The following is a 9316-nucleotide window of genomic DNA, read 5'->3' on the forward strand; positions in this document are numbered from 1 at the left end:
ACACCAAGCCGTTCCTCGCGGGGCTCAAGGAGATGGGCATCGGCTATTCGTTCCTGACCAACAATCCGTCGAAGTCGATCGCCGACTACCTGCACAAGCTCGACGTGCTGGGCATACACGCCACACGCGAGGAAATGTACACCACCGCCCTTGCGACGATCGACTACATCCGCGAGCACTACCCTGCGGCCAAACGGCTTTTCCTGCTCGGCACGCCGAGCATGATCTCGGAATTCGAGGCAGCAGGTTTCGAATCGGCCGCGGATTCGGCGGACGACGTGCCGGACGTGGTGGTCGCGGCGTTCGACATGACGCTGCAGTATGACCGCCTGTGCCGCGCCGCATGGTGGGTGTCGCAGGGCGTGCCCTACATCGCTACCAACCCCGACCGGGTATGCCCCACCGACCAGCCGACGGTACTGGTCGACTGCGGTTCCATTTGCGCTTGCATCGAACATGCCACGGGACGGCGGCCCGACATCACGCTCGGCAAACCCGATCCCAACATGCTCTCGGGCATACTCTCGCGCCACGGCCTGCAACCCGACCAGATCGCGATGGTCGGCGACCGCATCTACACCGACGTGGCGATGGCGCACAATGCCAAGGCCATGGGCGTGCTGGTGCTCTCGGGCGAAACGACGCTCGACGTGGCGGACAAGGCCGACCCGCAGCCGCACATCACGGCCGACAGCATCGAAGTGCTGGGCGCGCTGATCCGCGAAGCGCACAGCAAATAACCGGACGCGGCATGCCGTCCGCCAGACCGGCAGCACCGCACCGCCGCACCGGCATATCAGCGCTGGGGCGCACAAATGCCTGTCGGAAACAGCACTCCGAATAGGCGGAGGTTATACTCCTATCAGAAAAACCGGGCTCCGAAAGAGCCCGGTTTTTTACGGTGTTCACCGGAAAAGCACTATCTTTGCAGAAGATAAACCGCACCCGGACAATTGGGAGTTTGCGCTCTTCCCGCCCGTTTGCACCATCATCGCGGCGATAGAGCCAGATAAACGAACGGTAAACCCTATGGAACACAATATCCTCATACCCCTGCTGCTGACGCTGGGCGCCGGACTGGCCACCGGCATCGGCAGCGCCATCGCTTTCTTTGCCCGCCGCACCAACAAGCGGCTGCTGTCGTTCTCGCTGGGCCTGTCGGGCGGCGTGATGATCTACGTATCGTTCGTCGAGCTGTTCCAGCAGGCGCACACCACCCTCTCGGACGAATGGGGCGCACAGACGGGGATCATCGTCACCGTCGCCAGCTTCTTCGCCGGGATACTGCTCATCGGCATCATCGACCGGCTCGTCCCCTCGTTCGAAAACCCCCACGAGGCACACATGGTCGAGGAGATGGACAAGCAGCCCCGCAACCCGAAACTCATGCGCATGGGCGTAATGACCGCACTGGCAATCGGCATACACAATTTTCCGGAAGGTATCGCCACGTTTACCTCGGCCGTGGACAACATGGCTCTGGGCGTTGCCATCGCCGCGGCGATCGCCATCCACAACATCCCCGAAGGCATTGCCGTCTCGATCCCGGTTTACTACGCCACGGGCGACCGCAAAAAAGCCTTCAAACTCTCGTTGTTGTCGGGGCTCGCGGAACCTGTCGGGGCGGTGTTAGCCTACCTTGTGCTGATGCCCTTCATGACGCCGACACTGATGGGCTGCATCCTCGCGGGCGTGGCGGGAATCATGGTATTCATTTCGATCGATGAACTGCTGCCAGCGGCCCGTGAATACGGCGAAGCGCACATCTCGATCTACGGCGTAGTGGCCGGCATGGCACTGATGGCCGTAAGTCTCATCATACTCGGATAAAACAATGGACATCCTGTTACTACTCGTCGGCCTGGGGCTGATCCTCGGCGGCGCAAATTTCCTGACGGACGGCTCTGCGGCGGTAGCCCAGCGTTTCCGCGTCCCGGAATTCATCATCGGCCTGACGATCGTCGCCGTCGGCACCTCGATGCCCGAACTGGTGGTCTCGGTGCTCTCGGCTGCGGCGGGCAACAGCGACGTGGCGATCGGCAACGTCGTCGGTTCGAACATCTTCAACGTCTTCGTAATCCTGGGAATCTGCGCGCTGATCCGGCCGCTCGTGCTTACGAAGGAGAACATCCGGCGCGATATCCCGTTCGGCATGGCCGCGTCGCTCGTGCTGCTGGCGGTCACTTCCGACCGCCTGGTATGCGCCGGGGCAACGGACAGGATCGGCCGCCCGGACGGCATCGTCATGCTTGCGCTCTACATCGGGCTGATGTGGTACATGATCCGCACAACCAAACGCCAGCGCAGCATGCCCGGTGCGGCAACCGGGATGACCGTTCCCGTATCCGGAGCTGCCCTGAAAAACGGGGCGCAACAAGCCGAAGGCACAAAGAAACCGATGGCGTTGTGGCTGGCGGGGGTGATGATCGCAGGAGGGCTCGCGGGACTGGTCTTCGGCGGCGAGATGTTCCTGAAAAGCGCCACGGCGATCGCCCGCACGCTCGGAATCAGCGAATCGGTCATCGCCACCACGCTCGTGGCGGGCGGCACGTCGCTGCCGGAACTGGCTTCGTCGGTGGTATCGCTGCTCAAAGGCAAGGCCGAAATGGCGCTCGGCAACGTCATCGGATCGAACATCGCCAACATCCTGCTGATCCTGGGCATCAGCGCCACGATCCACCCTCTGACGATGGGCGGGATCACGCTGACGGACATCCTCGTGGTCGTGCTCAGTTCGCTGCTGCTGTTCATGGCAGCCTTCACGTTCCGCAGCAAAAAGCTCGACCGGTGGGAAGGCGCTATCTTCCTGGCGATTTACATCGCTTATATCTGGTATTTGATCAGGTAGCGGTCGACCAGCCGAGGCAGGGCATAGCCGCCAAGCGCGGCGGTTTCCACGGACGGGAAAGCGGGTATGGCATCGCATTCGATGCGGTGGAAAACCGCATGCAAAAGCTGGTGCGAAAGCCGGTGCCCGGGCATCGTGACGCTGCGAAGCAGGTGCCACCTGCCGTTGCCGAGCAACTCGCGGAACGCCGCCGTTGCAGCCAGCTCCGCAAAATCCACAGCTTTGTCCGTTTCGATAAGCGGAAATTCATACAACCCCTGCCAGATATCGCCTCCGCCGCGACGGTGCAACAGCGTCTGCCCGCCGCATGTCACATGCAGGTAGTTAAACCAACGGTCGCGCACCTTCGCACGCCCCTGTTTTACGGGACGCACGTCCACCGTGCCGGCAGCCAGGGCGAGGCACCGCCCAGCCAGGGGGCAATCCCCGCACCGGGGCTGCGCAGGGGTACATTGCAGGGCCCCGAAATCCATGATCGCCTGGTTGTAAAGTCCCGGGCGGGAAGTATCCAGCTGCGACTGTGCCAACTCGGCGAACGTCCTCTTCCCGGCCGTCGTATCTATCGGGATGCCGATATCGAAAAGCCGTGCCAGCACCCGGTATACATTCCCGTCGAGCACCGCACACGGGGCGTCGTAAACGATCGAGCAGACGGCCGCCGCAGTATAGTCGCCCACGCCGGGCAGCGCGCGCACGCCTTCGTAGGTGACAGGGAATACCCCGCCAAACCGAGACATGACCTGCCTCGCGGCAGCATGGAGGTTACGGGCACGGCTGTAATAGCCCAACCCCTGCCACAGTTTGAGCACCTCGTCCTCGGGCGTAGTTGCCAGTGCGGCGATGTCGGGGAACCGCTCCGTAAAGCGCAGGTAGTACTCCAATCCCTGCGCCACGCGCGTCTGTTGCAGGATAACCTCCGAAAGCCATATCCGGTAAGGGTCACGCGTGCGACGCCAGGGCAAGTCACGGCCTTCGCGGGCGAACCAGGATAGCAGTATGTCGGAAACAGGCTCCATCTTTCGGATGCAAAAATAACATTTTTCCCGATTAGGAACTATATTTGAAGAGGTAAAGCCACTATCTAAAACGCAAGGTTATGGAAAGAAAAAAACACACGCTGGTCGACAATGCCGACGAAAAGCGCTATGAATTCGACCTGGGCGACGACATCGCCATCATCGAATACATCAAAACCCAGGGATTCATTATCCTGACACACACCGAAGTCCCTGAAAAATACGAAGGGCAGGGCATCGGCGCCGAGCTGGTGCACGACGTACTGGAGGATCTGCGCGCCAAGAAACTACAAATGATCCCCCAGTGCCCCTTCATCGCCCAATATATCCGCCGCCATCCCGAATGGGTGGACGTGGTACTGAAAGAAATACCGGCCAAATAAACAGGAAACCCGCCTCCCGGCGGGTTTCCTGTTACGGTATCATGGCATTCAAAAATCGTCCGTGCGGAACGGCACGACCGGTAAACCACGGATGTCGGCCAGGTTGCCGGGCATGAAGTCGCGGAACCCGTACCGCACGGCAACCGGACTGGCAACCTCTTTCGACGAGACGACCAGCAACAGCTCCCGCCTGTCGACCTCCACATCGGCCGGATGGAATACCCGGTCGGGGCCGCACACCTCGAACCCGCGGATATCCTCCATACGGCTGAACCCCTCTTCGGTATGGGACAAGGCAACGTAAGCCTTTCCGTCGCGGATCCCGATCGACCTGAACCGCGGGCTTTCGCAGGCGATGTCTGAAAAACCGTAGGTCTTGTTGAGTGCCATGTAGGCCAGCCGGTGCCCTACCTCCCGTTTATTCTTGGGGTGGATATTGGTTGCCTCGTAGGGTTCCACCAGGTCGTTCGTGCAAATCACGCCGCTGTTGGGGATGAGTTCCCGTGCTTCCCACTGCGCTTCGCGCAGATAGGGGCCGTTGCCGCTGCCATAGGCGAAGGGGGCGACCTCGACGTAATAGAACGGGATATCGCCCTGCTTCCAGAGCGAACGCCACAGCCCTACCATGTTGGAAAGGCGGACGGCATAGTCCTTATACTGGTTTACGTTCGATTCACCCTGATACCACAGGAAGCCACGGACGGTATACCCCGCCACCGGGTGCAGCATGGCATTGTACATCACCATCGGGCGCAGCCAGTCGGTCGTAGCCTCGATGCCTTTTTCCGTCAGGTCGATATCGGGATAGGTTTCCAGTATCTCGCGGTTCGTCCAACCCTCGACACGCGTCCCGCCCCACGTGCAGTCGACAATGCCGACAGGCATGTCCAGCACGTCGCTGAGCAGTTCGGCAAAGAAATAACCCGTGGCGGTGAAATCGGGCGCGGTCTCCACCGTACATGGCCTCCATTTCCCCGGAACCCGATCCTGGGGCGTATAGGCCGCCGTGAGGGGTATTTTCACGTAGCGGAGCCTGTCGCGCATACTCCCCGCACGGGCTATGATCTCGTTGGCCCCGGCGATGGGACAGTTATTGAACCCGCGGAGCGGCATCTCCATATTGCTCTGCCCGCCGGCGAACCAGACTTCGCCGATCAGTACGTTGTCGAGCACGACCCTATCGCCGCTTACGATCGTCACCTGCTGCGGCTCATAACTGCCGGCCGGGGTGTTCACCCGCGCAGACCAACGGCCGTCGGCATCGCTTCGCACGGTGCATTCGGCACCCCACGAGGTTTCGATCCGCACCGTGGCCCGGGGATCGGCCCAGCCCCAGAGGCGGCATTGGGCATTTTGCTGGAGCACCATGTCGCTGCCGATGATCTCGGGCAGTTCGACCTTGGCCGCGGCACCCCATGCGGCGGCAAGGCAAATAAGGGACAAAATGAGTTTCTTCATATCGGTGCGGTATCAATTTATTTCCCGCAAATTTACATTTTTTCCGGCAACCGGGAATACCCCGCGTGCATAAAAACAACCCGGCTGTTAATATAGGTATCGAATTTTTTCGAAAATTCCTGTCCGAAAATTTGGTTTATTTCACAAACTACTTTATATTTACAATAGATTTATAAACCAATTTATAAACCAAGAGAGTCATTTCACACCGCAAACCTATGGAACTTCTGGAAAACACCACCGACAAACGCCGCCTTTTCGGCCGCTGGTTCGCCCGCCGCATCACCACCTACGTCGCGGTATGCGCGTTCCTCACCTTCGTCAACTGGTACACCTCGCCCCACTACTGGTGGGTGGTATGGGTCATGGCCGGCTGGGGACTGAACCTGATCCTCTCGCTCGCATGGTACCTGACGGGCTGCGACGAGGACAAAGATTACCGTTAAACCCATAAAAATCCCGGTTATGAAAACCTTACACCTGTTACGGGCCGCCAGCCTCATGCTGGCCTCCACGGCCGTCTCGGCCAAGACGCTCGAAGTCACGGTATCGGACATTCGCAACGACAAGGGCAACATCCTCGTCATGGCCAAGGTCGCCGGGCAGGAACAGCCCGTCTACGGCATGGCAGCCGCAAGGGCCGGCAAAGTCGTCGTGACGCTCGAAGGCATCGAAGCCGATGCGGCCGAGCTTTCGCTTTTCCACGACGAAGACGGCGATTACAAAATGAAGATGGGGGAGCGCGGCCCTGCCGAAGGCTACGCCACCCGAAAATGCAAGCTGCCCGCCGAGCACAACACGGCTACGCTGAAGCTCTACTATCCTGCCACCGAAAACGAATAGGCGCATGTACCGCCCGCTGCTCACCGCACTGCTGCTCGCCGCGACGATCCCGGCCGCAGCTCAACATACCCTCCGGGGGCGCGTCCTGGAGGGCGAGAGCCCGGTCGGCTACGCCACGGCAGTCCTGCTGCGCGACGGACGCCAGGCAGCGGGTACGACGACCGACGACGCAGGGAGCTTCGTGCTCACGGCAGATACGGGCCATTACACGCTCGTACTGCGCCACGTCGCCTACCATCCCTTCGAACAGGAAGTATGCGTCGCCGCAGCGGATACCGACCTCGGTGATTTACCCTTTGCACCTCTCGGAATCAGCGAGGTGACGGTGACCGCCGAGACGGTGACGCGGCAGGCCGACCGGTTCGTGGTCAGCATCGGGAATACGCCCGCACTCGCGGGACAGGACGGCACCGAACTGCTGGCACGGGCGCCGGGCGTATGGCTGGGTGAGGACGGCATCTCGATCAACGGCGCCGGCGGTACGAAAGTCTACGTGGACGGCCGCGAGCTGAAAGGTTCGGCGGAGGAAAACACCTCCTACCTGCGCAGCCTGACCGCAGCCGACATCGCCCGCATCGAGGTCGTGCCGCTGACCGGCGCCGAGTTCGCCGCCGACAGCCGGGGCGGTGTGATCCTCATCACGCTCCGGCGGCGCCGCGACGGCGGCATGGACGGCAGCCTGCAATTCTCTACGATGCAAAGCAACCGGATAGCGGGTTATACCCCCTCGGGGCGGATCGGCATCCGCACAGGGCGCTGGACACTCACCGCATCAGGGTCGGGAAGCTTCACTCCGGTTGCCGAAAGCCGCTTCACGGAGACCCGCGAACAGGCCGGGCAACGGCTGCCCTTCGCCGGCAGGAGCGATTCGAAGAGCTGTACAAACTACGGGCGCGGGCATTTCTCCGCGGTATTCGACCCTACGCCGAAACACACCGCAGGTTTCGACATCGAATACACGGAACGCAGCACCCACATGCCGACACTATCGCGCACCACACTCGGACAAACCCAGAGCGACAGCCGCTACCGCCAGCACATGGGCGGGAATACCCTGACCGCAACCGCCAATTACATCTGGAAGATCGACACGCTGGGATCGCAGTTCAAACTGATCGCCGACTACACGCGTTACACCTCCCACGGCGACAACAGCTACCATACGACGACCTCCGCACCCGGAACCCTGCGCGACTCGCTCTACGAATCCTCCACGGGTTCCGTGTACGACATCCTGACGGCCGACGCCGGGCTTACGCGCAAACTGCCGCACGGCCTGACACTGCGCGCGGGGCTGCGCTACACCCGCAACGGCATGGCGGACAAAAGCCACTACGCAGCACAGACGCAGGGCACATGGCTGGCACTGCCCGAATACAGCTACGACCAGCACTACACCGAGCAGATCGGTGCGGCCTACGCCTCGCTGGAATACAGCGCCGGACGGTGGGAGCTTTCGGCCGGGCTGCGCGGCGAATACACCTCCGTCGCATCGCAGACGCTCGACCGCTCCTATTTCGGGTTGTTCCCAAACGTTTCGGTCAGCCGCGCGCTCAACGCCCTGCGCACATGGCTGCTCGTGGCGCAGTGGAGCCGCAACATCGAACGCCCGGCATTCCCGGCGCTGAACCCCGCACGGATCCGCATATCGGATTACAGCTGGCAGTCGGGCAACCCCTCGCTGCGGCCGACCTACATACACCGTTTCTCGCTCACGGCCGTATGGAAATACCGCTATACGCTCACCGTGGGAGGCAACCTGCACCACGACCTGATCCGCGAAATCGCACACAGGGACGAAACCGACCCGGACGCGGTGTATATCCGCCCCGAGAATCATTACACCGAAAACCACTGGTTCGTGGCGGCGAGCGTCCCGGCGAAAATCACCCGCTGGTGGAACCTCTCGGTCAATGCCGTCGGGGTGATGCAGCGCATCCGGCTCAACAGCACCGACAGCCCGGCCACGCACTACCTGATGTTCGCCGACGCCACCTGCTCGTTCACGCTGCCGGCCGGGTTCTTCGCCGAAGCCGCCTACCGTGCCCAAAGCCGCCTCTACTCGGGCAACAGCGAGGTCGGGCCGCGCCACACGCTCTCGGCGACCGTCAAAAAACAGCTCTTCGACAAACGCCTGACGCTTTTCTGCACCCTGTCGAACATCACCGGCTGCGACTGGGAGTTCGCCTCCCTGACCGACGGCATGCGGCGCACGATCGACACACGGCAAGCCTGGTCGGGGCGCTTGTGGAAAGTCGGCGCGGCCTGGAATTTCCGCACCGGCAAAAAATTCCGCGCCCGCACCGTCGAAAGTGCAGCGGAAACCCAGCGCAAGCGCCTCGTGAAAAGCACGGAACAATAAAAAATAATTCGTAACTTTATCCCCCGTAACCCACCGTCCGCCATGGAAGACAAAAACCTCGACGCAAACCAGCGCATCGAACTCATCCAGCAGATGATCCGCGGCACCCGCCGACGGCTCTCATTCGGCAGCAGCAACCTGTTCCTCCTGTGGGGATACCTACTGGCCGCGACCGCCATCGTGATCTTCGTCCTGCTGAAAACCACCGACTGCCGCGCCTGGCTATGGTTGTGGCTGCCAGCCGCGGCAACAGGGGGCGCCGTGACCTGGTGGCATAACAGGTTCCGCGCCCCGCAGGTCAAAAGCTACACCGACCGGCTGCTGGAACAGATATGGAGCTGCATAGCCTCACTGGTCGTCCTGTCGGCGATCCTGATTTGCGGGTACGACCCGTGGGCGGTCGACC

General features: G+C 61.3%; 9 protein-coding genes and 1 pseudogene. 8 read left to right on the forward strand and 2 right to left on the reverse strand.

All coding sequences use genetic code 11. The features are described from left to right. From QVP03_RS05265 to QVP03_RS05275, 3 genes are all read left to right on the forward strand, one after another. Positions 1 to 740: HAD-IIA family hydrolase (locus tag QVP03_RS05265; protein WP_288210655.1), on the forward strand; the 740-nt coding region annotated here is incomplete at its 5' end. 289 nt (positions 741 to 1029) lie between these two features. Continuing rightward, a complete protein-coding gene (gene zupT, locus QVP03_RS05270) occupies positions 1030 to 1830 on the forward strand; it encodes a zinc transporter ZupT (protein ID WP_022332520.1) in 801 nt (266 codons plus the stop codon). Between the two features lie 4 nt (positions 1831 to 1834). Then, on the forward strand, positions 1835 to 2848 hold the full coding sequence (locus QVP03_RS05275; RefSeq protein ID WP_022332521.1) for a calcium/sodium antiporter: 1014 nt from the start codon (positions 1835 to 1837) through the stop codon (positions 2846 to 2848). On the opposite strand, the gene mutY is transcribed toward QVP03_RS05275, so the two are convergent. Next, entirely contained in the window at positions 2824 to 3864 is a 1041-nt protein-coding gene (gene mutY, locus QVP03_RS05280) for an A/G-specific adenine glycosylase (protein WP_022332522.1), read from the reverse strand. The genes QVP03_RS05275 and mutY overlap by 25 nt on opposite strands. A gap of 80 nt (positions 3865 to 3944) precedes the next feature. On the opposite strand from mutY, the gene QVP03_RS05285 reads away from it, so the two are divergent. Then, entirely contained in the window at positions 3945 to 4247 is a 303-nt protein-coding gene (locus tag QVP03_RS05285; RefSeq protein WP_022332523.1) for a GNAT family N-acetyltransferase, read from the forward strand. Between the two features lie 48 nt (positions 4248 to 4295). Here the strand turns inward: QVP03_RS05285 and QVP03_RS05290 are convergent, their stop codons facing one another. Then, on the reverse strand, positions 4296 to 5705 hold the full coding sequence (locus QVP03_RS05290; RefSeq protein WP_022332524.1) for a sialate O-acetylesterase: 1410 nt from the start codon (positions 5703 to 5705) through the stop codon (positions 4296 to 4298). Between the two features lie 218 nt (positions 5706 to 5923). Here QVP03_RS05290 and QVP03_RS05295 point away from each other — a divergent pair, with 218 nt between their 5' ends. The 4 genes and pseudogenes from QVP03_RS05295 to QVP03_RS05310 form a co-directional block, all read left to right on the forward strand. Beyond that, entirely contained in the window at positions 5924 to 6151 is a 228-nt protein-coding gene (locus QVP03_RS05295; protein WP_022332525.1) for a 2TM domain-containing protein, read from the forward strand. Positions 6152 to 6170: 19 nt separating this feature from the next. Next, on the forward strand, positions 6171 to 6548 hold the full coding sequence (locus QVP03_RS05300; RefSeq protein WP_022332526.1) for a DUF2141 domain-containing protein: 378 nt from the start codon (positions 6171 to 6173) through the stop codon (positions 6546 to 6548). A 4-nt stretch (positions 6549 to 6552) separates the two neighbouring features. Next, positions 6553 to 8910, forward strand: a complete 2358-nt coding sequence (locus QVP03_RS05305; protein ID WP_022332527.1) for an outer membrane beta-barrel protein — start codon at positions 6553 to 6555, stop codon at positions 8908 to 8910. Between the two features lie 42 nt (positions 8911 to 8952). Beyond that, positions 8953 to 9316: pseudogene (locus QVP03_RS05310) on the forward strand (hypothetical protein); the annotation flags it as partial.

The organism is Alistipes sp. CAG:29 (genome assembly GCF_000435435.1).
In the GTDB taxonomy this organism is placed as follows: domain Bacteria; phylum Bacteroidota; class Bacteroidia; order Bacteroidales; family Rikenellaceae; genus Alistipes; species Alistipes onderdonkii.